At 52.0% G+C, this 23,998-nt stretch carries 22 protein-coding genes and 1 pseudogene; 18 read left to right on the top strand and 5 right to left on the bottom strand.

From position 1 onward, the window contains the following. Positions 1-4: 4 nt before the first annotated feature. The 3 genes from FKN99_RS13140 (at position 5) to FKN99_RS13130 (ending at position 1,627) form a co-directional block, all read left to right on the top strand. Positions 5-289 (top strand): YeaC family protein, encoded by a 285-nt coding sequence (locus tag FKN99_RS13140; protein ID WP_087111591.1) that lies wholly within the window; start codon positions 5-7, stop codon positions 287-289. Beyond that, entirely contained in the window at positions 273-1,118 is an 846-nt protein-coding gene (locus tag FKN99_RS13135) for a DUF2797 domain-containing protein (RefSeq protein ID WP_253927050.1), read from the top strand. Before FKN99_RS13140 ends, FKN99_RS13135 begins: the two co-directional genes overlap by 17 nt. Positions 1,119-1,201: 83 nt before the next feature. Then, complete coding sequence (locus tag FKN99_RS13130; protein WP_172118306.1) at positions 1,202-1,627, top strand: CopD family protein; 426 nt, start codon at positions 1,202-1,204, stop codon at positions 1,625-1,627. A gap of 21 nt (positions 1,628-1,648) precedes the next feature. Here FKN99_RS13130 and FKN99_RS13125 read toward each other — a convergent pair whose 3' ends face one another. Continuing rightward, positions 1,649-2,110, bottom strand: coding sequence for a DUF2231 domain-containing protein (locus tag FKN99_RS13125; protein WP_172118305.1), 462 nt, complete (start codon positions 2,108-2,110; stop codon positions 1,649-1,651). A gap of 35 nt (positions 2,111-2,145) precedes the next feature. Here FKN99_RS13125 and coxB point away from each other — a divergent pair, with 35 nt between their 5' ends. The 4 genes from coxB to FKN99_RS13105 are packed head-to-tail and all read left to right on the top strand — an operon-like array spanning position 2,146 to position 8,296. Then, positions 2,146-3,216, top strand: coding sequence for a cytochrome c oxidase subunit II (coxB, locus tag FKN99_RS13120; RefSeq protein WP_172118304.1), 1,071 nt, complete (start codon positions 2,146-2,148; stop codon positions 3,214-3,216). Continuing rightward, complete coding sequence (gene ctaD / locus FKN99_RS13115; RefSeq protein WP_172118303.1) at positions 3,213-5,741, top strand: cytochrome c oxidase subunit I; 2,529 nt, start codon at positions 3,213-3,215, stop codon at positions 5,739-5,741. The genes coxB and ctaD overlap by 4 nt, the downstream gene beginning before the upstream one ends. Positions 5,742-5,744: 3 nt before the next feature. Then, complete coding sequence (locus FKN99_RS13110) at positions 5,745-6,101, top strand: hypothetical protein (RefSeq protein ID WP_172118302.1); 357 nt, start codon at positions 5,745-5,747, stop codon at positions 6,099-6,101. Beyond that, positions 6,026-8,296 (top strand): heavy metal translocating P-type ATPase, encoded by a 2,271-nt coding sequence (locus FKN99_RS13105; protein ID WP_319941289.1) that lies wholly within the window; start codon positions 6,026-6,028, stop codon positions 8,294-8,296. The genes FKN99_RS13110 and FKN99_RS13105 overlap by 76 nt, the downstream gene beginning before the upstream one ends. Before the next feature lie 20 nt (positions 8,297-8,316). Here the strand turns inward: FKN99_RS13105 and FKN99_RS13100 are convergent, their stop codons facing one another. Further along, the gene (locus tag FKN99_RS13100) at positions 8,317-8,628 is read right to left on the bottom strand and encodes a winged helix-turn-helix domain-containing protein (protein WP_172118301.1); all 312 of its coding nucleotides are present in this window, start codon (positions 8,626-8,628) and stop codon (positions 8,317-8,319) included. Positions 8,629-8,712: 84 nt separating this feature from the next. Between FKN99_RS13100 and FKN99_RS13095 the strand changes: the two genes are divergently transcribed. From FKN99_RS13095 to gadC, 6 genes are all read left to right on the top strand, one after another. Next, the gene (locus FKN99_RS13095; RefSeq protein WP_253927049.1) at positions 8,713-9,525 is read left to right on the top strand and encodes a helix-turn-helix domain-containing protein; all 813 of its coding nucleotides are present in this window, start codon (positions 8,713-8,715) and stop codon (positions 9,523-9,525) included. Positions 9,526-9,611: 86 nt separating this feature from the next. After that, positions 9,612-10,874, top strand: coding sequence for a tyrosine--tRNA ligase (tyrS, locus tag FKN99_RS13090; RefSeq protein WP_172118349.1), 1,263 nt, complete (start codon positions 9,612-9,614; stop codon positions 10,872-10,874). 199 nt (positions 10,875-11,073) lie between these two features. Next, positions 11,074-12,258, top strand: a complete 1,185-nt coding sequence (locus FKN99_RS13085; protein WP_216658083.1) for a Na/Pi symporter — start codon at positions 11,074-11,076, stop codon at positions 12,256-12,258. Between the two features lie 10 nt (positions 12,259-12,268). Then, the gene (locus tag FKN99_RS13080) at positions 12,269-12,499 is read left to right on the top strand and encodes a hypothetical protein (RefSeq protein WP_172118300.1); all 231 of its coding nucleotides are present in this window, start codon (positions 12,269-12,271) and stop codon (positions 12,497-12,499) included. A gap of 712 nt (positions 12,500-13,211) precedes the next feature. Next, positions 13,212-14,612: a glutamate decarboxylase gene (locus FKN99_RS13075; RefSeq protein ID WP_253927048.1), complete on the top strand. Its 1,401-nt coding sequence runs from the start codon at positions 13,212-13,214 to the stop codon at positions 14,610-14,612. Between the two features lie 98 nt (positions 14,613-14,710). Further along, on the top strand, positions 14,711-16,249 hold the full coding sequence (gadC, locus tag FKN99_RS13070; RefSeq protein WP_172118299.1) for a glutamate:gamma-aminobutyrate antiporter: 1,539 nt from the start codon (positions 14,711-14,713) through the stop codon (positions 16,247-16,249). Between the two features lie 152 nt (positions 16,250-16,401). Here the strand turns inward: gadC and FKN99_RS13065 are convergent. Further along, positions 16,402-17,486: pseudogene (locus FKN99_RS13065) on the bottom strand (PA0069 family radical SAM protein). Positions 17,487-17,720: 234 nt separating this feature from the next. On the opposite strand from FKN99_RS13065, the gene FKN99_RS13060 reads away from it, so the two are divergent. From FKN99_RS13060 to FKN99_RS13050, 3 genes are all read left to right on the top strand, one after another. Then, on the top strand, positions 17,721-19,160 hold the full coding sequence (locus tag FKN99_RS13060; RefSeq protein ID WP_172118298.1) for an alkaline phosphatase: 1,440 nt from the start codon (positions 17,721-17,723) through the stop codon (positions 19,158-19,160). 120 nt (positions 19,161-19,280) lie between these two features. Further along, the gene (locus tag FKN99_RS13055; RefSeq protein ID WP_172118297.1) at positions 19,281-19,742 is read left to right on the top strand and encodes a hypothetical protein; all 462 of its coding nucleotides are present in this window, start codon (positions 19,281-19,283) and stop codon (positions 19,740-19,742) included. A 149-nt stretch (positions 19,743-19,891) separates the two neighbouring features. Further along, positions 19,892-20,329, top strand: a complete 438-nt coding sequence (locus FKN99_RS13050) for a hypothetical protein (RefSeq protein ID WP_172118296.1) — start codon at positions 19,892-19,894, stop codon at positions 20,327-20,329. A gap of 12 nt (positions 20,330-20,341) precedes the next feature. Here FKN99_RS13050 and FKN99_RS13045 read toward each other — a convergent pair whose 3' ends face one another. Next, positions 20,342-21,262, bottom strand: coding sequence for a hypothetical protein (locus FKN99_RS13045; protein ID WP_172118295.1), 921 nt, complete (start codon positions 21,260-21,262; stop codon positions 20,342-20,344). A gap of 123 nt (positions 21,263-21,385) precedes the next feature. On the opposite strand from FKN99_RS13045, the gene FKN99_RS13040 reads away from it, so the two are divergent. After that, entirely contained in the window at positions 21,386-21,955 is a 570-nt protein-coding gene (locus tag FKN99_RS13040; RefSeq protein WP_172118294.1) for a putative glycolipid-binding domain-containing protein, read from the top strand. Next, a complete protein-coding gene (locus FKN99_RS13035; protein WP_172118293.1) occupies positions 21,945-22,163 on the top strand; it encodes a GNAT family N-acetyltransferase in 219 nt (72 codons plus the stop codon). The genes FKN99_RS13040 and FKN99_RS13035 overlap by 11 nt, the downstream gene beginning before the upstream one ends. A gap of 108 nt (positions 22,164-22,271) precedes the next feature. Here FKN99_RS13035 and pgi read toward each other — a convergent pair whose 3' ends face one another. Further along, on the bottom strand, positions 22,272-23,930 hold the full coding sequence (pgi, locus tag FKN99_RS13030) for a glucose-6-phosphate isomerase (RefSeq protein ID WP_172118292.1): 1,659 nt from the start codon (positions 23,928-23,930) through the stop codon (positions 22,272-22,274). Positions 23,931-23,998: the final 68 nt, after the last annotated feature.

Below are 23,998 nucleotides of genomic sequence, written 5' to 3'. Positions count from 1 at the left end.
CGTAATGAGCGATATGACGTTCGATAAAATGATCAACCAAATGACACCTGCGATTTATGAAAGCCTTAAGCAAGCGGTGTCGCTGCGTAAGTGGCCCGACGGTCGCTTTCTTACCGCTGAGCAAACAGAGCTGTGTCTGGAAGCGGTGATGCGCTTTGAGGCTGAAAATAACGTGCCTGAAGAGAAACGCGTGGGTTATCTGGAGCAGCGTACCTGTGGAGCGGCGTCTTCTGGCGCAGGTGTTACGCCAGAAATGGCAGGTTTGGGACGGGATGCAACGCGTGGTTGAACAGGCAGTGCAAGGGTGTTTACGCAAGATGTCGGTCGTATTGCCTGACCGGCCGGGCGACCAGGTGAGTTACCATTTGCGTGCTGGGGATCAGCACATCCCCCTCAATTCGCGCGTAGGCAAGCCGATATCGCTTCATTGGAGCGGCGCTATTGCTTGTACTCACTGCGGTCGAGCGACTAAAAAAAGCTTTGCTCAAGGGCATTGTTATCCGTGCTTCAAGCGCTTGGCGCAGTGCGATACCTGCATCATGAAGCCTGAGACGTGCCACTTTTTTCAAGGCACATGCCGCGAGCCTGAGTGGGGCGAAACGCATTGTTTCCAACCGCATATCGTGTATTTGGCGAACTCATCGGGCTTAAAAGTTGGCATCACCCGTAAAACACAGATGCCGACTCGTTGGATGGACCAAGGCGCTATCCAGGCGCTTCCCATACTTGAGGTCGACACGCGTCAGCAGTCAGGTTTCGTCGAGATGCTTTTCAAAGAGCAGGTAAGCGACCGAACCAATTGGCGGGCTATGCTGAAAGGGGAGGTGGAGACGCTTGATTTAATTGCCGAACGTGATCGCCTGTTGGAAACGCTTGATGGCGGTTTGAATCAGCTGCGCGACCAGCATGGCAATGACGCAATTCGTGAGCTGGATGAAACGCCCTACACGTTTGATTACCCGGTGGAGACGTTTCCACGCAAAGTGACTTCCCATAATTTTGACAAACAACCCTTGGTCGAAGGCGTGTTACAAGGCATTAAAGGACAGTATCTCATCCTTGATAGTGGAGTGATTAATCTTCGTAAATTCACGGGTTACGAAATCACCCTAAGGTAAATCGGCTAGCCAGAGTGGCGAGCGTTGACTAAGGTTAGTGGAGTGTTCTTTCACTAAGCCTAACGCAATGCAAGGAAGCCTCAATGCCTTGGCTAAAACTTCTTCATATAGCCTCGCTTGTTGTCTGGTGCGGCTCGCTGCTGTATCTGCCTGCGTTACTCAGCTATACGCTGCAACTTCGTAAAGACGCAGGCTTTGCTCAGGGTTCTCCTCCCATGCCACGGTTTTTTTATATTTCTGTGGCAACACCGGCAGCGCTAATTGCCATATTTTCCGGCACGCTTCTCTTTATCTTGCATGGTTTGGTGGGCGGCTGGCTGGTGCTCAAGTTAGGCGCTGTTGTTGCCATGGTGGCTGCCCACGGCGCCTATGGATGGCTAATTTTACGTCTGGAAATGGGGATTTATAAAGGCGTAAAAACGGCGTTAATACTCGCGTTTTTGGTGGCCCTGGCGGGGATTCTTTGCGTGCTTGGGCTGGTATTAGCCAAGCCGCTGGATTGGAGCTAGCCCGCCATGACCACTATCGCATCACTCTTCAACTTCGACACCGACGGCGTGTTCATACACGAGTTGGCCGCCCAGCCAGCCAGCCAACGCTACCAGTCCGGCGGTTACCACAGAAACCGCAATGCCCCAGGGCAGCACCAACTCCGGTTCGCTAAACCGGATCAGCCAGTTAAGCGAAGCAAGCGAGAGCATGACAACAGCGACAATAGCGTGGCTCCAGCCGGTAATGAGACGGCGAATTTGGCCTACGCTCACCAGGTCAATGATGCCTGCAATACTCGCCAGCCAGCCCCCAAGCGCCCCTATACCCGCCAGCCACAAACTTACGCGCAGCCAGAAAGGATCGTCGGTATACCAGTATCCCAAATCGCAGGCTACCAGGGCCATCAGTGCAGCCACGGGAAAGTGAACCATCAGCGGATGCAGCGGGTGGCCAGAAATAGAAGCGCGACTTTTGATATTACGCCTATTGGAGTTTGCCATTATCACTTCCTGTGGGCAGAAAAAAGGAATAAACAATGAGGGAACGCTACTTATATCACGTCGCCTTGCTGTGTATTCAACGTGCTGTGCCACAGTGGGTCAACCGGTGCATGCTCACTCTGCTGGGCACTCTGACGTTAGGTCTTACAGGCTGCGCGGGTGATAGGTCTATTCTAGACCCCGCTGGGCAAGCTGCACGCGATGTGGTCCTAATCTGGTGGATAATGCTGACATTTGCCACGGTGGTGCTGATTGGCGTGGTGGCGTTATGGCTTTATACCTTCAAACGTAAATACCAGGAACGTACGCCTCAAGAGGAGCGCAAAATTGCTCGCCGCTGGATTATTGGTGGGGGCATTTTACTGCCTGTTTTGAGTGTTACAGCGTTACTTATTTTTGGGGTGCCGACTGGCAAGCGAATGTTGCCGCTACCGTTGGGCCAGCCTCCTGAAGTAATTGAGGTGATCGGCCATCAATGGTGGTGGGAAGTTCGCTACCCGGGAGCAGAAGGCGGAGAAGTCGTCACCGCGAACCAGCTCATCATGCCTGCGGGGGAACCTGTAGATTTTCACGTTACCTCCGCTGATGTTATTCACTCCTTTTGGGTGCCCAGGCTAGGTGGCAAGATCGATATGTTACCCGGGCGCACCAATGTTATTCGTCTTGAGGCTGATGCGCCGGGCGTCTTTGGTGGTCAGTGCGCGGAGTTTTGCGGTGCTCAGCATGCGAATATGGAGTTTTACGTTGAAGCTGTAGAACGTGAAGCGTATGACGCGTGGCTCGCTGAACGGCAGGAAGAGCGCTTGGCCGAACGGGCACTTGCAAATGATGACTTTGCCCAAGCGCGGGATGAGTTTGCATCTACCTGTGCCAGCTGCCATAGCGTTGCTGGGCTCTCTGCCTCCACTATTGGGCCTGATCTTTCTGATATTGGTGCGCGCTATACCCTGGGCGCGGGCACGCTCCCCATGGAGGAGGGCGCCATTCACTACTGGTTGGAAAATCACCAAACGCTTAAGCCGAGTAACAAAATGCCATCTCATAACCATATGGATACTGCCACCTTGGAGTCCCTGGGTGCTTGGCTGGAGACCTTGACCCCATGACAACGATTGATCGCGACGCAACTGGCCCTGAAGATCTTCAAAAGTTACACAATGACCTTGCAGAGGTATGGGCAAATCCTCCTGGTTTAAAAGCGTTAACCATTGTTAACCACACCACGCTTGGCCTTCGATTTATGGTCACCGGGATGGCCTTCTTTCTGTTTGGCGGCATTTTGGCGATGCTGATTCGCACGCAGATTGCGACACCCGATCAAGGCTTTTTAACGCCCGAAATCTATAGTCAAGTCACCACCATGCACGGCACGGTGATGATGTTTTTGTTCGCCATTCCCATTTTGGAGGGCTTGGCGATCTATATGATCCCCAAGATGATTGGCGCGCGTGACCTGGTGTGCCCGCGGTTAACCGCGCTGGGCTACTGGTGTTATCTGTTTGGCGGCATCATTCTTTCTTTCAGCATGGTGCTGGAAATGGCGCCGGACAGCGGCTGGTTTATGTACACGCCGCTTAGCAGTAGCGAGTATTCGCCAGGCCTCGGTTCCGATTTCTGGCTGTTGGGGATCACCTTCGTTGAGATTTCGGCACTTTCAGCCGGGGTAGAGTTGGTGGTTTCCATTCTACGAACCCGTACTCAAGGGATGGCGCTGCACAAGATGCCGCTGTTTGCGTGGTACATTTTGGCCATGGCGCTGATGATTGTGGTGGGGTTTCCGCCCCTTATTCTGGGCAGTATCTTGCTAGAGCTTGAGCGTGCTGTAGGCATGCCATTTTTCGACATCGCAGGCGGCGGCGACCCGGTACTCTGGCAGCACCTGTTCTGGCTATTTGGCCACCCAGAGGTTTACATCATCTTTCTGCCGGCTGCCGGCATTGTTTCGACGCTGATCCCCGTCTTCGCCGGTCGGCCTATTGTAGGCTACGGCTGGGTTGTATTCGCCATTACCGTGATGGGATTTATTAGCTTTGGGCTATGGGTCCACCACATGTTTACGGTGGGGATCCCCCAACTGGCTCAGGCATTTTTCTCAGCTGCCAGTATGCTGGTGGCGATACCTACCGGTATTCAAATTTTTGTCTGGTTGGCCACACTGTGGCTTGGTAAACCCAAAATGAAACTTCCGATGTTATGGATCGTCGGATTTTTGGTCATTTTTGTGTGCGGTGGTTTAACCGGCGTTATGTTGGCGCTAGTGCCCTTTAACTGGCAGGTGCATGACACGCACTTTGTCGTGGCGCATATGCACTATGTACTGGTAGGCGGCATGCTTTTCCCGTTAATGGCCGGGCTTTACTACTGGTTGCCGCTCTTTTCAGGGCGGATGCCCTCTGAAACGATTGGCAAATGGGGCTTCTGGCTAGTGTTTATTGGCTTCAATGCCACCTTTTTGATTATGCACTGGACAGGTCTTTTGGGAATGCCCCGGCGGGTTTATACCTATGACACGGGATTGGGCTGGGATATTTTTAACCTGCTGTCCTCAGTCGGCGGCTTCGTGATGTCGGCAGGGTTCGTCATGGTGCTGATTGATATCGCGCTGCACTTTCGCTACGGCAAACCCGCTAAAACCAATCCATGGAATGCGGATACACTGGAGTGGGCCAATAAACTGCCACCGACTCCCTATAACTTTGTCAGCTTGCCTCTTATTGAAACACGCCACCCGCTTTGGGAGCACCCAGAGTTGCCGCAGGAGATGGAAGAAGGCAAATACGGCCTGGCCTCAGCAGACCACGGTCGCCGCGAGATGTGGGGCACCGACCCGCTAACCGGCAAAGTGCGTGAAGTTATTCATGTGCCCAGTAACTCCTGGTGGCCGCTTTTTGCTGCTATGGCGCTGGCGATAGTGTGTATCAGCCTGTTATTGCGCTGGTACCCGTTGGCCGGTTTGGGGGCAGTGGTGGCGGTCGTTTGCCTGCTGCGCTGGTCGTGGGAGAACGGGGCCCATCCTAAAGCGGCGCCTAACGCTAATGTTACGCCTGGCGACCCACCGCTGCACTCCCGAACCATGGATGGCCCCGGCGTTTGGGCCATGACAACCGCAATGATCGCCAATGGATCTTTTTTCCTATCTTATCTATTTGGCTGGTTCTATCTGTGGACGATATCGCCTGAATGGCGGATGCCCGAGACATCGCCGCTTTCCTTAATAGCGCTTGTCATCGCGGGTGGCGCATTACTGGGTGGTGCGGCGTTAATGGAGAAGAGCGTACGCGGGCTGCGTAAGCAACATGAGCGTGGCTTGGCGTTTAACTTTTACGGCGCCGCGCTATTGGGCGGCATTCAGTTTGCGCTGATTTTATGGGTAATGGTACGCGCTAACCTGGCGGTTACTGAAACGTCGCATGATGCAATTCTGATGGTAGGCCTCTACTACGCGCTGCTGCATAGCGCCTTGGGGGCGGTACTTTCCCTGCTCCAGGGCTTACGTGTTGGTTACCGCTATGTGGGATTGCATGCGCCGTTTGAACCGGTAGTCGTCGCTTATTTCTGGCGCTATAACGTGGTGGTGTTCTGGATATTGGTTGTTGCGCTGGCCGTGTTACCGCGCGTGATTGGAGGCTAAGCGATGAAAGCAATCGTGCAGCGATTAAATCTTACTCATCCGGGCCATTTTGTAGGTGGGTTGACGCTTTGGAGCATCTGGTTTGTCGCCATTTACGGCGGGCTATCGGTTGCCTGCGCCGTGGTGCCGCCAGAGCCTGACCTGGGGGCATTTAACCATATCAATATCACTCTGTTGTTGCTGAGCCTGGTAACCGCCGTGCTATTGGCCGGGCTTGCTTGGGGGTGTTTTCAGGAAGCTAAACAGCATAAAGGGCGGCAGCACTTTAATGCCTTTGTGTCCGCATGGCTATACGTGTTTTCTGCCTTGGGCGTGGTGTTTGTCGCCGGGCCGATGGTTGGCTTACCGCCTTGTCTGTAAGCGGTAAAGAGCCACCGATGCAGGCGCAGGGGGAGCCAAGCGCCAAAGAAGCGCTGTACACGCTAAACGGCATGTGGTGCACCAGTTGTGCGCTCGCCGTGGAGGGCGTGCTTAGCCACCGAAAGGGGATTGAGAGCATCAGCGTTCACTACCCAACCGCCACACTATGGGTAAAAGGAGCTGCTGAGGCTATCTCGCTCGACACGTTGGCCCCTAAAGTAAAGCGCCTAGGCTACCGGTTAACCGAGCTGGAACCCAGTGCGGACGCGCATGCGCGCCTTGAGCAGGAAAGCCGCTATTTGAGTTTACGCCTGCTGGTGGGGTCCGTGTTTGGCATGTGGACCATGCTGGCATCTCTTTTGATTTACGCAGGAGCGTTGCCCAACCCAACGATTGAGTGGGTCGTCGCTTGGGTATCGGGGGCGTTTTCTATTCCCGTTGTGACCTTTGCTGGGTGGCCGTTTTATCGAGCAGGCCTGCGCACGCTGCGTGCTAAACGTCCGGGTATGGACGTGCTGGTGACTCTCGGCGTTTGGTCTGCGGTCGTGGTGTCGTTCGGGCTTTTATGGCGCGGCTCTGCCGAGGTGTATTTTGATACGGCCGTCATGCTCATTGTGCTTTTGCTAGGCGGGCGGCTAGTGGAAACACTGTGTCGTCATCGCGGGTTAAAAGCCCTTGATGTCCTGCCCCAACCAAAGGGTGAGGTGCTGGTGTGGGAGGGCGCCAAGTGGCAGGTGAAACCCTTGGCGGAGATTCAGCCGAGTGCCAGCGTAATGCTAACGCCAGGTGAGCTTATTGCGCTGGACGGCATTTTGGAAGAGGCCGCGTGGGTGGATACCGCATCGCTGACAGGGGAGAGCACACCTCGCCACTTTCCTAAAGGCGAGCCGGTTTATGCCGGCTGTCGGTTACTAGGCAGCACTAATGTCTGTATGACGGTCACTCATGCCTTTGGCGAACGGCGTCTGGATCGTCTTCGCGACCAAATGCGCCATTACCAGACGCAAAAGGGCGAGCTGCAAAAACTCGCCGACCGCTTTGCTGCCTGGTTAAGCCCCGTGGCGTTGATACTGGGGTTAGCTACTCTGCCGGTGGGGCTATTATTGGGGCTTGGCCTTGAAGATGCCGCCGTTCGAGCGCTTTCAGTTCTGGTCGTTGCATGTCCCTGTGCCGTAGGTTTGGCCGTGCCATTGGCAAGCCTGGCGGGGAGCGGCCGACTGTTAAACCAGGGGATCGCCTTGCGCGACCCGGCAGCGCTTGAAACGCTGGCGAGAGTAAAAACCATTGCGCTGGATAAAACCGGCACGTTAACGAAGGGCGAACCGGTGCTAGTGCATTGGGCAAGCCGTGAAGGGGCGACCGAGCCAGCGGTTAAAGCCACGTTGTATCAAGTGTCAGCCAACAGCCAGCATCCCTTGGCCCAAGCGCTCACGCGTTGGGCGGGTTCTGACCCGACATACGTACCTCGGCAATCCCAGGTGATAGAAGAGGTGCCTGGGCAAGGGGTGCACCTTCACTTGCCAGAACATGGCGATATTTGGCTCGGCAGCCAGCGCTTTTTAAATAGCCAGGGTATTGAGCTACCTGAACATGAAACGGATACCTCACTTGCCGCCTCTGAAGTGGTACTTGCGGACGCCTTGGGCTGGCTAGGCAGCTTCTATCTTGAAAATACGCCGTATGAGGATGCCGCGCCGAGTATTCAATCACTGCAAGCCGATTACTGGGTGGTCATGCTGAGTGGAGATAGGCCTGGCGCCGTTGAGGCGGTGGCTGAGCGCCTTGGGCTGGCGCCGAATGCATGTTTTGCAGAGCGTTCGCCGGAGGCGAAAGCCCGCTTGGTTCAGGGGCTGCCAGGGCCTACGCTGTTTGTGGGCGATGGGGTTAATGACACCTTAAGCTTGGCGGCCGCCGATATTGGGGCAGCCCCTTTCAACGCCAGTGATGCCGCCCGTGAAGGTGCAGCTGCGCATTTACTGAAACCGGGTGTTTCTAGCCTGGTTGAGGGGCTTGCCACTGCTCAGGCAACTCGGCGTGTCATGTTGCAGAATTTAACCCTGTCGGCCGTCTATAATACGCTAGCACTGGGCTTGGTGATCGTGATGGCCATTCCCCCGCTGGTGGCGGTACTGGCCATGGTCGCCAGTTCATTAAGCGTTACACTGAATGCCGCCCGGCTTGCCTGGCGTGATTGAGCATCTGAACCAGCAGGCAATCAAAACGAGAGCGAGGGATAATCCAGTGCCTCGGCCAGCCGTTTTGCCTGATTTTTGACCCAGGAAGGGTCAATTGGCCCCCAACTGATAACCCGGTATTCACCACTGTTATGGCGCTCGCCTTGGGTTGGTTGAAACTGGCATTCAATGTCCAGTTCGGCAAGTGACGCAATCGTATCCTGAGCCGTACGACGCGGCATGCCACAGGCGCTCACGAGCGCAGGTACGCTAGCGACGCCCTGGTCGATCAGGTAAGCCACGTAAAGACGTCGATAAAAGCTGGATTTTGTCTTGCTGAGAGAGTCGGTCATAAAATCTACTGTGTGAATGTCTTATAAATGAGCGCGGACTAAAGCATACTGAACGTCCTCTGCCACAGCCACCGTTTAATACGTATGCCTACTCTCTTTAAAGACGCCATGTCGCATGCGTTAACGCAGACGATTGATGCGCTGCACACGGTGAGCTTTACCTCACAGCTGACGGCGCTTATCAAAACCATTATCCACTTTGACTGTGCGGTGATCATTGGGTACCGGCCTGACAAACACCCTATCTACCTGTTCGATTCCATTCCCGAGCGCCGTGAGCTGCTTTTTCAGCGCTACTTGCTACAGGATTACCAGCAGGACCCTTTTCTGGTGGCGCTCGACCAGGCACCGCGCCAAGGTGTGCTGCGTATGGCCGATGTGGTACCGCCTGCCGGGTATAACGAGTATGCCAGCAACTTCTATCAGCGAACCGGCTGGCAGGATGAACTTTGCCTCGCCATTCGTCTGGATGATGCCCGCTGGATAGTTATCTACCTGGGATTGTTGGCGGAGAGTGGCGGGTTTTCTTCCTCCGATGCCCACTACCTTGAGCTGTATATTGAGCTGCTGGCCGCGCTGTGCCGCAAACAGTGGGGCAATAATCCGCTGTATCTTTCTGAGCCTTTGCAGCCCGATCAGCCGATTAGCCAGCACATTCACCAGGCCATTGGCAGCTTTGGGCAGGCGCATTTAACCCACCGTGAACAGCAGGTGGCTGCCTTGATGGTGCAGGGCCTGGATTCCGACGAGATTGCCGAGCGCCTGCAGATCACCCAAGGTACGGTCAAGAATCACCGCAAACGTATTTACGCTCAGTTGGGGGTGGCATCGTTAAGCGAGCTTTTTGGTTTGTTTATTAATCACGCTATTACCGAACCGCCCGTCACCCAATCCTGATTTCTAGCTCTTTAGGGATATCGCGGATTGCGCCGCCAACTTTTAGTCTATGATCATCTTCTCTAATGGCTAAAAAGGCGAGCATGATGACTGTACAGGCATTGCTTCACGACCTTGAACGGCGTGGTTTAATTGCGCAGACAACTCACCTGGATGAGCTTCAGGCTCTGCTCGAATCACCGCAGACCGTTTACTGCGGTTTTGACCCCACGGCGGGCAGCCTGCATATCGGTCACTTGGTGCCCTTATTGATGCTCAAACGCTTTCAGGATGCCGGCCACCAAGGTGTGGCGTTGGTCGGGGGTGCCACCGGCTTGATTGGTGATCCCAGCTTCAAGGCGGCGGAGCGTTCGCTTAACTCTCCCGAAACGGTTGAGGGTTGGGTTAACGCCTTAAGCGAACAGATTTATTGGTTGATGGCCCCGCACCTCGAAGCGCCCCTGAAAGCGGTTAATAATGCAGAGTGGATTGGCCAGATTAGCGTGATCGACTTCTTTCGCGATGTGGGCAAACACTTCTCGATGAATGCGATGATTAACCGTGAATCCGTTCGTCAGCGTCTTGAACGGCCTGACCAGGGCATGTCGTTTACTGAATTCAGCTATGCGCTGCTGCAATCCTATGACTTTGCCCACCTCAACAAGACGTTGGGCTGCCGGTTACAAGTGGGTGGCAACGACCAGTGGGGCAATATCGTCAGTGGTATCGACCTCACACGCCGCCTGAACGGCGAGCAGGTGTTCGGTATGACGCTGCCGTTGATCACCAAATCCGACGGTACCAAATTCGGTAAAACGGAAAGCGGTACGGTATGGCTCGACCCGGAACAGACCTCGCCTTACCAGTTTTACCAGTTCTGGTTGAATACGGATGATGCTGACGTTTACCGTTTTTTACGCTATTACACGTTCATGGATTGCGATCAAATCGACGCAATCGAAGCAGAAGACAAACAGGCCGCTGGCAAGCCCCAAGCGCAGCGTGTACTTGCTGAAACCATTACCCGCTTTGTGCATGGCGAGGAGGGGCTGGCTGCTGCTCAGCGTATTTCCCTGGCGCTGTTCAGTGGTGAAGTAGCTGCGCTCTCATGTAGTGAGCTACAGCAGCTTGAACTTGATGGGCTACGCTGCCAAGACGTAGCGTTTGGACAGACGCTGGAAGAGGCTATGGTGGCAAGCGAACTCGCCTCATCCAGGCGGCAGGCCCGTGAATTGATTGACCAGAACGCTGTACGTATCAACGGCGAGCGCGCTGAGCAAGGCCAGTTAAGTCAAGCATTCGCGCTTTTTGACCAATACTGGATCGTACAAAAAGGTAAAAAGCACTTTCGATTGTTCAAGCGTGGGTAACTTACATGGGATGCCGCTTCCAGGAAGTAGCAGCATTCGCTTGATGTTGCCCACTGTGAACAACCTCTCTTCGATCCAACACCGTTCACTCTAACACGATAGTGCCACGCCGTTGTCACGCCTATGTCACTTATAGACGCCACTCTTTGCAGGAGTGGGTGGGTTATACGTGCGTTCTTCCTTCCAAGAGGATGTGGCAATGGCCGAAAATATCAATAGTGCTGTGCAAGAGGTCTTACCAAGCCAGGGTCGCAGAATAAAAGTCCGGCGCAAGGGCACGCTAAGGCAGTGGCTCACGCTTGCATTGCTGGTGTATTTCCTGATCTGTGCCGTATCCATCATAGGTAATGGCTTTAAGATTGCCGCGGGCGGCCATGCCGCTCAGTTGTTTGAATTTGCCACCAACCCCTTTGTTGGTTTGATGATTGGGATTGTCGCGACGGCCCTGATACAGTCATCTTCAACCGTTACTTCCGTTATCGTGGCGTTTGTGGCGGGCGGCCTGCCTGTCGCTATGGCGGTACCCATGATCATGGGGGCCAATATTGGTACTACTGTCACCAATACATTGGTAAGCCTTGGCCACGTACGTGATAAAGCCGAGTTTAGGCGGGCGTTCTCTGCCGCAACGGTGCATGACTTTTTTAACTTGCTGGCCGTGGCGATTTTTCTGCCCATTGAGCTTATTTTTCATCCGCTTGAAAAGCTGTCGAACGCTACGGCGTTTCTGTTTTACGGTGATGCTGACCTTTCCATGGGCAGTATTAATATTGTCGGGATGGCAACAAAGCCGATTACCTCTTCGGTTGAAAGTGTCGCCATGAACCTGCCCACGATTGCCGGTGGCGTTGCCATGATTATTTTTGGTATTGCCGTGATTTTTTTAGCGATTCGTTATATCGGCGCACTGCTGAGAGTATTGATGGTAGGGCAGGCAAAAAACATTATGCATAACGCCATTGGACGTGGCCCCGTCGCCGGTATTGCTTCTGGTGCTGTGGTGACGTTTTTAGTCCAGTCTTCCTCTACCACCACAAGCTTAATGGTGCCGTTAGCTGGGTCAGGCGCATTCTCTTTACGTCAGATTTACCCTTTTACATTGGGCACCAATATTGGCACGACGTTTACCGCGCTACTTGCTGCCACCGCAATCACTGGGGCAACTGCCATACTGGCGCTGGAAATCGCACTGGTTCACCTCTTCTTTAATTTATTTGCGGTTGTGGTGATTTTTGGCCTACCGTTTTTAAGACCACTGCCTATTAAGGGTGCCGAGTGGCTAGGCCGTGTCGCCTCAGAAAGAAAAGCACTCGCCGCTGCTTGGGTACTAGGCGTATTTATTGCCGTGCCAGCCATCCTGATTGCGCTCACCACGCTGTTTTGAGGAACCGTCCATGACCCATCAACACGAGCTAGAGTCAACATCGACCGCTGAACTCAAGGCCATGCTGGATGACTCTTCCGAACTCATTGAAGAAATAAGAGAAGAGATTGCACAAAGAGAAGCGCAAGAGCGCGAACTGGAACCTTTCGACACGCTGATTAAAGAAGCACGACCCAAAATGAACGAAATTCGTAGTTTCTTTACGTTAGTGCTTAATGAGCTACGCCGCCGGCCTAAATAAGCGTTACGAATAGCGAAAACAACAAGATTACTACTTTAGGCATTTGTTTGACACTTTCAGTAAGCTGAGAGTATGTCAGGCAAATGCTTTTTTATGGGGCCTGTTAGGTCTTGCTATGTTGTAAATATCTTGTCTTAACTTGTTTCCAACAGAGCATTGTTGTTTATTCGTTGGCACCAATGGTTGCTTGTTGAGTATTTCTTTTTCTAATGCTTGATCGAGTCACCCAGTATTCATTGAATGATGGCTGGATAAAATACCTTTTGCACTCATGATGTCTTATTGTAAAACAGTGGCTTAATTCGTTTTTATTGGGTGGTCATATCGTGCTATGGCCTTGAGGATAATCCTATGCTGTTGTGTAGATTAGTGTGGGAGCTATTGTTTCATGTTTGTAGAGTCAAGGTTTTTTAATCTATTGATAAGTCGGTTATTTTCTTATACTCGTATTAAACCACTTTTCTACCCGGTGGGTACTACGAGAGATAAATGTCACGCCTTGGTTGGTAATATTTTTAGCAGTTTCAAATGGATAGGCGTTTGCTGGTGAAATAGTTTTTTAAATTATACTTACGATGTTTCATTTTTAAGATTTTGTCATAGAATAAAAGCACCACCCGTGTAGATATAGTAAATTTTGATGGTTTGATAGGGTGGTTTTAGCTGATCTTTGAGCAGTAAACGTGATCCATATAAAAAAACTGGGGGTAGTATGATGGATGTCAAAGGGTTAAATGCACGTAATGATAATGACGATGTATATGCATCAATTGACTTGGCGACATCGTTGCCGAAATCCGGGTTTCCCGATGAAGAGCGTAATCCTCACAATGTATTTAGCGCCATTCGTGACGAATTAATGCTTGATGGGAATTCCCGCCAGAACCTGGCAACATTTTGCCAAACGTGGGTTGATGATGAAATTCGTAATTTGATGGATCTTTCAATCGATAAAAACATGATCGATAAAGATGAATATCCACAAACTGCGGAAATCGAAGCACGCTGCGTTAGGATGTTAGCAGATCTCTGGAACTCACCCTCGCCAGAAACAACCATGGGATGCTCGACGATTGGCTCTTCAGAAGCCGCAATGCTTGGCGGGCTAGCGCTTAAGTGGCAATGGCGGAAAAAACGTGCGGCAGAAGGATTGCCCACTGATAAACCAAATATGATTTGTGGGCCAGTACAAATTTGCTGGCACAAATTTGCCCGTTATTTTGATGTTGAACTGCGTGAAATTCCGCTGGAAGGCGATCGCTTGATTATGAGCCCAGAGGAAGTTATCAAACGCGTTGATGAAAATACGATTGGTGTTATACCAACTCTGGGCGTTACCTTTACTTGCCAATACGAGCCAGTAAAAGATGTAAGCGATGCACTGGATCAATTGCAACAAAAAACCGGCCTGGATATTCCTATGCACGTTGACGGTGCCAGTGGGGGCTTCTTGGCTCCGTTCTGCGCGCCAGATCTAGTATGGGATTTCCAGCTCCCGAGAGTAAAGTCCATTAACACGTCTGGCCACAAATTTGGGCTTGCACCTTTGGGAGCTGGCTGGGTGGTCTGGCGTGAAGCAATAGACTTGCCCGAAGAGCTCATTTTTAACGTTAACTATCTCGGCGGTGATATGCCGACATTCGCGCTCAATTTTTCGCGCCCCGGTGGGCAAATCATTGCGCAGTACTACAACTTCCTGCGACTTGGCCGTGAAGGTTACGCCAAAATCCATAATGCCTGTTACGCTACCGCGCAGCATATTGCGGATGAGATTAGTAAGCTAGGTCCCTTCGAAATCCTCTTTGATGGGAACAGCAATGAAGGTATTCCTGCGTTAGCATGGAAGCTGAAAGAAGGCGCAAATATTGGCGGTTATACGCTCTATGACTTGGCCGAAAAATTACGCTCGCGCGGCTGGCAGGTCCCCGCTTATTCGATGCCAGCTCACCGTGAAGACTTGGTTATCCAGCGTATCCTTGTTCGCCATGGGGTGAGCTACGATCTAGGCTGCTTGTTAATTGAAGATATGAAGCGTTCGCTTCAGCATTTTGAAGACCATCCCGTGGTTAATCCATTGTCAGAAGATGAAGCCAGCGGTTTTAATCATTCATGATTTGAGACTCTTTGGTTGTTAGAGCGGCTAGACATCGCCGCTCTAATTAGCGAATAAAAGAACGACGGATTAATAATTCGTTTCTTCGGGGAATAAATATGGATAATACACAATCGACAGCCGCGCCAAAGCAGCTTTCGTTATTGGGTTTCTTCGCGATAACGGCTTCAATGGTAATGGCGGTATATGAATACCCTACCTTTGCAACATCGGGTTTCTCGCTGGTCTTCTTTCTTATTCTTGGTGGGGTACTGTGGTTTATTCCGGTAGGGCTTTGCGCGGCAGAAATGGCGACGGTTAAAGGCTGGGAAGAGGGCGGGGTTTTTACGTGGGTATCCAAAACGCTAGGTGAACGATGGGGATTTGCGGCAATCTCCTTTGGCTATTTGCAAATTGCTGTCGGCTTTATTCCTATGCTTTACTTCGTGCTAGGCGCACTCTCTTATATTCTTAATTGGCCTGCACTGAATAGCGACCCGATAGTCAAAACGATTGCGGCGTTGATTATATTGTGGGGATTAGCGTTAACTCAGTTTGGCGGTACCAAGAATACGGCGCGGATTGCAAAGCTAGGCTTTTTTGCAGGTATTCTACTGCCCGCTTTTATCTTAATTGGGCTTGCAGTTTTGTATCTTCGCTCAGGTGCGCCGGTCGCTATTGAAATGAGTGCACAGACGTTTTTCCCCACCTTTGGTAGTATGAGTACCTTGGTAGTGTTTGTCGCTTTTATACTGAGTTATATGGGGGTTGAAGCGTCGGCGACTCATGTCAATGAGATGAAAAACCCTGGTCGTGACTATCCTCTCGCCATGTTATTTCTTATGGTTTCTGCCATTCTCTTAAGTTCTCTCGGTGGGTTGACGATTGCATCTGTTATTCCTCACGAGCAAATCAACTTATCTGCGGGCGTGATGCAAACGTTCAGTGTGTTGATTAACCACTTTGGCAGCCATTTTGAATGGGCTATTCGGATTATTGCTGCGCTGCTATTGCTGGGCGTGCTGGCTGAAATAGCCGCATGGATTGTTGGACCATCACGCGGCATGTTGGTAACCGCGCAGCAGGGTATATTGCCGGCGCGTTTTGCTAAAGTAAACAAGAACGGCGTGCCGGTGGCGTTGGTTATTTCTCAGCTAACCATTACAACGATCGCATTGATTATTCTGACGAATACGGGGGGAGGAAATAATATGTCCTTCCTGATTGCACTAGCGCTAACCGTCGTTATCTATCTGTGCAGCTACTTTATGCTATTCCTGGCTTACATTACCCTTGTTCGAAAACAGCCTGAAAATCAACGTACCTTCAATATCCCTGGCGGTAACAAAATAAAAATTACCGTTGCAGTAGTGGGGTTACTTACTTCTTTAGTTGCTTTTGTCGTCTCCTTCTTCCCTCCCACGGGGTTGCCAGGAAAAGAGTCTAACGAAGTGTATACCGGTTTGCTGATCGGCTGTTTCCTTGTAGTGCTATCGATTCCGTTTATTATTTATGGAGTGCATAATAAAAGCGCTGCGCCAAAAAACCTTAAACTACACCATATCAAGCCCCATACCGCGCCCGAAGGTCACTACTTTATTCATCCCAAAGCCCGCAGTACGCATCACATCACTGTTGATGGAGAAAAGCTGCATTGATGAACCATGGGAGGATGTTTAGAAAGGTCGTCATTAGATTTTAAGCAGAGCTATGACGAATAGCGAAAAACAGTAGTATTAATCACTTAGGCATTTGCTTGGCACTTTCAGTAAGCTGAGAGTATGTCAGGCAAATGCCTTTTTCATGGGCTTTAATAAAAAAGCTCGCCCTGAGCGTTGGGCGGGCGAAAGTCTCGGGTATTCAGCCCTTGCTCGGTACGAGATTGAAAGTTCCACTGGCGGCTGGCGCGATTAAAGCGTTGTGCAATCATATCGGCAAAAATACCTTCGCCGCGAAAGCGCTTACCGAACTGAGCGTCGTAGGCCTTGCCGCCCCGGCATTGGCGAATCAGGCTCATTACCTTGGCCGCACGCTCGGGGTAATGGGCATCCAGCCAGGCTTCAAAAAGAGGAGCGACTTCATGGGGTAAGCGCAGCAGCATCCAGGACGCCGTTCGTGCGCCAGCACGGCTGGCGGCCTCAAGAATCCGCTCTATTTCATGATCCGTTAATCCGGGGATGACCGGAGAAACAAGCGTTCCGACGGGAATGCCAGCAGTATTCAGCTCACGGATAACTTTTAAACGCGCTTGAGGAGAGGCCGCACGAGGTTCCAGCGTGCGTTTCATATTGGCGTCCAGGCTGGTCAGGCTAATAAATACGCGCACCAGGCGGTGTTCGGCCATCTCAGCCAGCAGATCCATATCCCGTAACACTAACGTGCTTTTGGTCACAATAGTGACTGGATGGCGGCAAGCCAATAATAGCTCAAGCAACTGGCGCGTTAAGTGGCGCTTGGCTTCTAGTGGCTGGTAACAATCGGTATTACCAGAGAGATTGATTGGTCGGCAGACGTATCCAGGCTTGCAAAACTCCTCACTTAATTGCTCCACCAGGCCATTTTGGCAATCAGCCTGGTTTCAAAATCAAGCCCCGGGGATAGATCCCAATAGGCATGAGAAGGGCGGGCATAGCAGTAAACACAGCCATGTTCGCAACCTCGGTAAGGGTTCAATGAGCGATCAAAAGGCAAGTCTGGCGACCGGTTCCAGGAAAGCGCACTCTTACTGGTTTCTTCGCGTACTTCAGTTGCCCGTGTGGGAGAAGTCTCTTCGCGCCACCACCCGTCGTCTTCTGCAACGCTATAGGTTGGGGCAAAGCGGTTGTGCGGGTCATAGGTTGCCCCGCGGCCTTTGTGCACGGTGGTCCGTATTGGTGATTTGCCGAGAGACGCCATACGCCTGCCTCTTTCTATATTGGTGTATATATACACAGTATATGCGTTGTGACCAAGCGTGCAAGCGTTACTCAGGCGAAACCCACAATGAACAGTTTTACGGATCGGCTGCTGATTGCGATTCATGTTTATTAGAAATAATTGACTTACCTTCATTAGCATTCATGAAAATGACATTTTTAGGCGCTACGATTTGTTGGATATCGATTAGCTAACTTTATTTTAGGGATGAAAATGAAGAACTTTACGCGCAATGCACTCACGTTGGCACTGGCATCGGTCATGGTTACGCCGGTATTAGCGCAGGAAAACACAGCTAAGAACGTTATTTTGATGATCACCGACGGTACCGGTATCGAGACGTTCCGTGCGGCAAGTTACTTCCGTCACGGCGCGCTGGGCCATGAAGTTTATGATGAGTTTGATACACAGCTTTTCATGGCAACGCATCCGTTAAACACCTCTACCACACCCACCAAGAGTGATGACGGTACGGTTACGTTTGAACCAGCCGAGCTCTGGAACGACGAGGCGGTAGACACCGTTTACGAAGGTAGCCTGGGTAACTACAAAGGCTACTTTGCCGGTTACGACTACGCTCGGGCTGATTACACCGACAGCGCTGCAGCGGCAACGGCGCTGGCTTCAGGCCATAAGTCCTATAACAGCGCCATCAACTGGTCCAACGATGATGAGCCGCTTAAGCATATTGGCGAATACACTGTTGATAGCGGCCGCGCTCTGGGTGTTGTCTCATCGGTGCAGGTCTCCCACGCGACGCCTGCCGGTTTCATGGCCCATAACGTAAGCCGCAACGACTATAGAGCCATTGGCCGCGAAATTGTTGATTCTGGCCTTGCCACTGTCGCCATCGGTACCGGGCACCCCTATTACGATGCAGCCGGCGAGCATGTCGATAACCCCGGTGAGAGCAATTTCCGCTTTATCGGTGGCGAAGAGACCTACCAGCGCTTGGTAGGCGGAGAAACGGATTACGCCTTTATCGAAAGCAAGGACGATTTTGAAGCTCTGGCTGCTGGTGAGTTGGATCTTCCCAAGGACAAAGTATTGGGCCTGGTGCAGAACATTCAGACGCTGCAATACAGTCGTCCCGGCGTAACCGGCGGTAATCTACTGGATACGTCACCAAGCCTTTCCACGCTGACGAGCGGCGCTTTGAACGTGCTCAACGCCAGTGAAAACGGCAACGAAAATGGCTTTTTCCTGATGGTTGAGGGTGGCGCTGTGGATTGGGCAGCTCACGCTAACAACCTGCCGCGTATTATCGAAGAGCAAATCGACTTCAACGAAGCTGTGGAGGCGGCCGTTGAGTGGGTAGAAAACAACAGTTCCTGGGACGATACCCTGATCATTGTAACGACTGATCACGGTAACGGTTTGCTTCAAGGTCCTGACTCTGATGTGAATGCCTATAGCCCGATCGTTAATCAGGGTGCTGGCGCGCTACCCTTGGTACGTTGGCATTCCGATACCCACACGCGTGAGCTGGTACCGCTGTATGCCCACGGCGCGGGCGCTGAGTTCTTCTTTGACATTGCTCAGGCAGAAGACGGTCTTTCCCGCTATGAAGTAGACGAAGACAGCCACTACTGGATCGACAACACCGACGTATTCCGTGCGGGCCTAAACGCTTTCGGTATCGAAGCTGAATAAATAGACAAGTATAGCAAGTACAACAGAGCCGCCTTCGGGCGGCTCTGTTCCGTTGGTAATCACTGACTGGTATCACTTCGCCAACGATCAATCCACTCACTACCCCGAAAAGAGTCAGATATGAATCTTCGTAACACGCTTTCACTGCTGTTAATGACAACACTAGCCAGCACGCCAGCATTTGCACTTAATGCTGAACGCGCGCCCACCGCCAGTGGTCACGCCTACGCTGAGCCTTATAAAGCCGTTCGCAAAGAGGGCGTTTTACATATTGAAGTACGTTTCGTGACGGACTACCCAGGTTACTCTGGCGAGATCATTTATGACGATATCCCGCTAGATCGAATTGACGGGCAGATCTACGCCGAGTTCGGCGACCAGTCGTTCTCGCTGCTGCGTGAGGATGGAGGTGTGGTCGCGCCAGACAACTTGCGCCTGAGCTTTAACGACGAACCAGACAAGAACCCACGCGTAGGCACTTGGAAAGCCGATTTTGTCGCCCCCATGCACGATGTTAACGAAGTCATGCTGTTCATGCCTAATGTTGCGCCCATTGGTCCGATTGTCATTCGGGATCGTTAAACAACCGGTTCTACATTCGTCCGTTATACAGAGTGTAACCGTGCTGCTTCATTGCCTTGGTAAGAAATTACCAAGGCAATGTTGTATCGGGTACCAGGTTTTTGGGCCAAATTTGGCTTATGCTGGAGGTTTAAATGTAAGGTAAGCCTATGAAACCTTTCTCCATTCTTTTGATTCGATTACTCGCTATTTACCTCGCCATTACGCCTTTGCTAAGCGTATCGCCGCTGCTGTTTAGCCCCGGCTACGATGCGGAGCTAGCCCAGTGGCTGCCATGGCTCGCAGCCACTGCTGTTATTCCTATCATCGCGGGTATCGTACTGTGGTTTTCTGCGGTAACGCTGGCCAATAAATTTCTGGGAGATGAGCCTGCTTTAACGATTTCCGAGGAGGGCCTGGTACGCGCAGGCAGCTTCTTGATCGGTGTGTATCTTTTCGTTCAGCATTTGAGCACAGCGATAAGCCAATGGGTATGGGGAGGCATAGTGGCCTATGGTTCGCTAGCAGCGGTGGTGCTCAGCATTGGCCTAATAGTTGGCGCTCGCTTTCTAGCCAAGCTGTATAGAAGGTTGAAGTATTTCGAGTAATGGAGCGAATGGTCAAACTTCCACGCTAATGCTACCCGTGACTACGCTGGCACTGTTTACGGTAGTAGGTAGCATTTGGCCTAGCGAAGAGTAGAGAGCATTGGAGGTTGACTGGGCCAGTGTACGGTCAAGTTTGCTCATATCTTCTTCCGCCTTTTTTAGTTCTCGGCGGGCTTCTTTATCCTCTTGACGTAGGCGAATCTTTAGCTCGTTCATCGCTTCCTGAAGCTCTTTTTTTGTGTCGATCAAAATACTGCGTAGAGCGTGTTCGCTGGCACTAATTCCTTGAGAACGGCGGTCATCCTGCGGTTGCGAAGTGATGATTACGGCCGGCTCGTTTGGCACGTTATTGGTCGTGGTGGCTGCATCTTGGGCATGCTCGCTCTGCTCATCCTCCAGGTTCGCCATGGCCGCCTCCGCACTGGCGAGCGTCGCGTTGGCGGCTTGAGCGTCAGCTTGTGCATCGGCGCTGCCGTTTTCAGCACTGTCAGAAGAAGCGGTAGGGGTGACACTTGTTGGCTGGGCGCTCGTTACCGTAGGCGTGACAGAGGGGCCAGCGCTACCACCGCCGCTATCATTTAATTGCCGCGCTGCCACACCTAGCTCGCGGGCGATGCTTTTAAGCTCTTTAGCCATGGATTTGAGCTGTTCTGGTGATGCAAAGCGCATCATCGCTTTAAGTGTTTCCAGCCGCTGCTTTAAAAAGCCGACTTTCTGCGAAGCATTTTGCATCGCTGACTCTTTCGGGCTGGGCAGGGCCGCCAGTTGCTCAAACGCCTCTTTCTGCTTTTTAAGGCGTTTAGTCAGTGCATCGTCAGCATCCGGTGCTGCCACCATCGGGCTCTTTTGGCTCGCGACCCGAGACACCTTCAAAGCGGAAGACGATTCGTGACGGGTACCTATCAACATAAAATTGGAAAATCCGATCTTCATGGTCGATCCTTCGTTGTTATTAATAGACGTTATCGGCCATTTATAAGCTAACTTTAGTAAGGTTGAACTGGCTTGAGGGATACCGCCGCATAGGATGATTGATAGGAGTAAGGTTCGGAATTTATGACGATGCCAACCAACGATACGATTGTCTGGCAGCGGTTGGACCTGCCAGGACATGAGTTATGTAGCGTGAGCAGCGGCGAAAAAGGCCACCTGCTGACAGGATCTTCCATCTTCGTAGCCAAGGGACACAAGTGCTTGCTCTCCTACAGAGTCGTGTGCGATGCGGCTTGGAAAACGCAAGAAGTGCATGTGGTCGGTAACATTAATGATGAGCCGATTAATGTGGTACTTATGGTCGAGCCTGGCAATGTGTGGACGTTGAACGGAGTTGAGCAACCTCAGGTTGAAGGGTGTATTGACGTTGATCTCGCCTTTTCACCAGCGACGAATTTGCTGCCTATCAGACGATGCAATATGGCTATAGGAGACTCCGAGCAGGCAGTCGCTGCTTGGTTAACATTTCCAGAGCTGACGTTAGAAAAGCTCCCTCAACGTTACACCCGGCAATCAGAGTCAATATTTCACTACGTATCGAGCGGCGGTGATTTCGAAACGGAGTTAACGGTAACGTCATCAGGTTTTGTATCTAACTACCCGCTGTTGTGGCGAGAAGAGCATGGCGAATAACCATCGTAGCTTCAATGATGGCCGGGCCTGGACAATGAGGGGAGTTGGTTCGCACGTTGTGCGTCAGGAGCTTGAAAAGGCAAGAGAGCTGGGCGTGCCTTTACGGCTTCGTGTTTTAAAGAAGAGCTTGGCCATCGCCTGGTACGAGCGGTTGGGTTTTACAATATGCGGTGAGACATCAACGCAGTACTGGATGGAAGCGAACTAACACGCTGTTTTCGTCGATACAGCATCAATCAATACAGATTACGTATAAAAAGCCCCGGCTATTACGCCAGGGCTTTGAATAAACGCTTTTCTCTGTTTATTAAACCCGCTAACTCTTTTTCCTGGTCACTTTTTTGGCGCTTTCAGTGTGTTGGCTGTTGGTGTCGCCACCCGGAAAATGCGCGCGCACCAATTTCAACAATCCTTGCGTTGAGGCATCAAAGTCGGCTGCGTTCGTATCAATACGCTCGCTGATTTCACCGGCGATGCGCTTGCCTAGCTGAACACCCCATTGATCAAACGAGTTGATGTTCCAGATCACGCCTTGAACAAAGACCTTGTGCTCGTAGAGTGCGATTAGCGCGCCGAGATTGCGGGAAGTGAGTTCATCCAACAGTAACGTGCTGGAAGGGCGGTTGCCGGGGCAGCTGTAGGGGTCGTGCTGGCTTAACTCTTTACCGTCGCCCTGGCTGCCTTCCATAAAAGCGTTAGCCTGGGCGAGCATGTTGGTTAATAGCGCAAAGTGGTGGTCTTCCATGCCAGGCTCCGGCTTGAGCGAGGCGATAAAGTCGATAGGTACGTAACGCGTGCCCTGGTGCAGCAGCTGGAAGAAGGCGTGTTGACCATTGGAGCCGGTTTGCCCCCATACAATCGGGCCGGTTTTATAGTTGACCGGGTGGCCGAAAATATCCACCGATTTGCCGTTGGACTCCATATCCAGCTGTTGCAGGAAGGAGGGCAGCTGGTTAAGCGCCTGGTCGTAAGGCACGATGGCTTGGGTTTCTGCGCCAATAAAATTGATATACCAGATGCCAATAAGCGCCATGAGCACCGGCATGTTCTCGGAAAAAGGCGCCTCAATAAAGTGGCGGTCCATCTCGTGGGCACCTTCCAGCAGCTCAATAAACCCTTCAAAACCGATAGATAACGCAATCGGTAAGCCGATTGAGGACCACATGGAGTAGCGCCCACCCACCCACGCCCAGAACTCGAACACGTTCTCTTCACGGATGCCGAATTCCATAGCCGCTTTGCGGTTGGTCGAAGCGGCGACAAAGTGGGCACCTACATCCGCGTCGCTTCCGGCGTTCTCCAGGAACCAGCGCCGCGCTGTTTTTGCATTGAGCAGCGTTTCCTGGGTGGAGAACGTTTTGGTCGAGACGATAAACAGCGTAGTGGCCGGGTCCAGGCGCGAAAGCACCTTCTGGATATGTGTGCCGTCCACGTTGGATACAAAGTGAAAGTGCATCTCCGGATGACGATATTTAAGCAGCGCGCGCACCGCCATGTTGGGGCCAAGGTCCGAGCCGCCAATCCCGATATTAACGACATCCTTGATCGACTGGCCGCTGTAGCCTTTCCATTCTCCGCTGCGTACCGTTTCAGAAAACTGTTTGATCTGTTCGCGGGTGCGGGTAATTTCCGGCATGACGTCTTCGCCGTCGACATACACCGGTTCGTCACTCAGGTTACGCAGCGCGGTATGCAGTACCGGGCGGTTTTCGGTAACGTTGATAATATCGCCAGAAAACATTTGTGCCCGGCGCTGCACCAGCGCGGAGTGGTCAGCAAGCTCTATCAGTTTGGCGAGCACTGCGTCGGAAACATGGTGCTTTGAATAGTCCAGAAACAGACCGCCGACCTTGAGGTTCATCTTCTCAAAGCGCTTTGGGTCGTTAGTGAAGTAGTCTCGGATGCGGTCGTTATGGGTGTTGTCGCGCAGGCGTTCAAGCGCCTGCCACGTAACGCTACGGGTGAGTTGAAACATAGAGCGCGTGTCCGTTGTTGTTGAGTGGCAAATGTTAACTGGGGTAAATGGCGGTGATATCGATTATG

Source organism: Halomonas hibernica (assembly GCF_013183775.1).
Lineage (GTDB): Bacteria > Pseudomonadota > Gammaproteobacteria > Pseudomonadales > Halomonadaceae > Vreelandella > Vreelandella citrativorans.
Note: the sequence above shows the minus strand (reverse complement) of the source record. Positions and strands in the feature narration are given on the sequence as shown.

Excerpts from the sequence above, each read along its gene's own strand:
- FKN99_RS13140 (WP_087111591.1), top strand. The coding sequence starts at position 5 with ATGAGCGATATGACGTTCGATAAAATGATCAACCAAATGACACCTGCG.
- FKN99_RS13135 (WP_253927050.1), top strand. The coding sequence starts at position 273 with ATGCAACGCGTGGTTGAACAGGCAGTGCAAGGGTGTTTACGCAAGATG.
- FKN99_RS13130 (WP_172118306.1), top strand. The coding sequence starts at position 1,202 with ATGCCTTGGCTAAAACTTCTTCATATAGCCTCGCTTGTTGTCTGGTGC.
- FKN99_RS13125 (WP_172118305.1), bottom strand. The coding sequence starts at position 2,110 with ATGGCAAACTCCAATAGGCGTAATATCAAAAGTCGCGCTTCTATTTCT.
- coxB (WP_172118304.1), top strand. The coding sequence starts at position 2,146 with ATGAGGGAACGCTACTTATATCACGTCGCCTTGCTGTGTATTCAACGT.
- ctaD (WP_172118303.1), top strand. The coding sequence starts at position 3,213 with ATGACAACGATTGATCGCGACGCAACTGGCCCTGAAGATCTTCAAAAG.
- FKN99_RS13110 (WP_172118302.1), top strand. The coding sequence starts at position 5,745 with ATGAAAGCAATCGTGCAGCGATTAAATCTTACTCATCCGGGCCATTTT.
- FKN99_RS13105 (WP_319941289.1), top strand. The coding sequence starts at position 6,026 with ATGGCTATACGTGTTTTCTGCCTTGGGCGTGGTGTTTGTCGCCGGGCC.
- FKN99_RS13100 (WP_172118301.1), bottom strand. The coding sequence starts at position 8,628 with ATGACCGACTCTCTCAGCAAGACAAAATCCAGCTTTTATCGACGTCTT.
- FKN99_RS13095 (WP_253927049.1), top strand. The coding sequence starts at position 8,713 with ATGCCTACTCTCTTTAAAGACGCCATGTCGCATGCGTTAACGCAGACG.
- tyrS (WP_172118349.1), top strand. The coding sequence starts at position 9,612 with ATGACTGTACAGGCATTGCTTCACGACCTTGAACGGCGTGGTTTAATT.
- FKN99_RS13085 (WP_216658083.1), top strand. The coding sequence starts at position 11,074 with ATGGCCGAAAATATCAATAGTGCTGTGCAAGAGGTCTTACCAAGCCAG.
- FKN99_RS13080 (WP_172118300.1), top strand. The coding sequence starts at position 12,269 with ATGACCCATCAACACGAGCTAGAGTCAACATCGACCGCTGAACTCAAG.
- FKN99_RS13075 (WP_253927048.1), top strand. The coding sequence starts at position 13,212 with ATGATGGATGTCAAAGGGTTAAATGCACGTAATGATAATGACGATGTA.
- gadC (WP_172118299.1), top strand. The coding sequence starts at position 14,711 with ATGGATAATACACAATCGACAGCCGCGCCAAAGCAGCTTTCGTTATTG.
- FKN99_RS13060 (WP_172118298.1), top strand. The coding sequence starts at position 17,721 with ATGAAGAACTTTACGCGCAATGCACTCACGTTGGCACTGGCATCGGTC.
- FKN99_RS13055 (WP_172118297.1), top strand. The coding sequence starts at position 19,281 with ATGAATCTTCGTAACACGCTTTCACTGCTGTTAATGACAACACTAGCC.
- FKN99_RS13050 (WP_172118296.1), top strand. The coding sequence starts at position 19,892 with ATGAAACCTTTCTCCATTCTTTTGATTCGATTACTCGCTATTTACCTC.
- FKN99_RS13045 (WP_172118295.1), bottom strand. The coding sequence starts at position 21,262 with ATGAAGATCGGATTTTCCAATTTTATGTTGATAGGTACCCGTCACGAA.
- FKN99_RS13040 (WP_172118294.1), top strand. The coding sequence starts at position 21,386 with ATGACGATGCCAACCAACGATACGATTGTCTGGCAGCGGTTGGACCTG.
- FKN99_RS13035 (WP_172118293.1), top strand. The coding sequence starts at position 21,945 with ATGGCGAATAACCATCGTAGCTTCAATGATGGCCGGGCCTGGACAATG.
- pgi (WP_172118292.1), bottom strand. The coding sequence starts at position 23,930 with ATGTTTCAACTCACCCGTAGCGTTACGTGGCAGGCGCTTGAACGCCTG.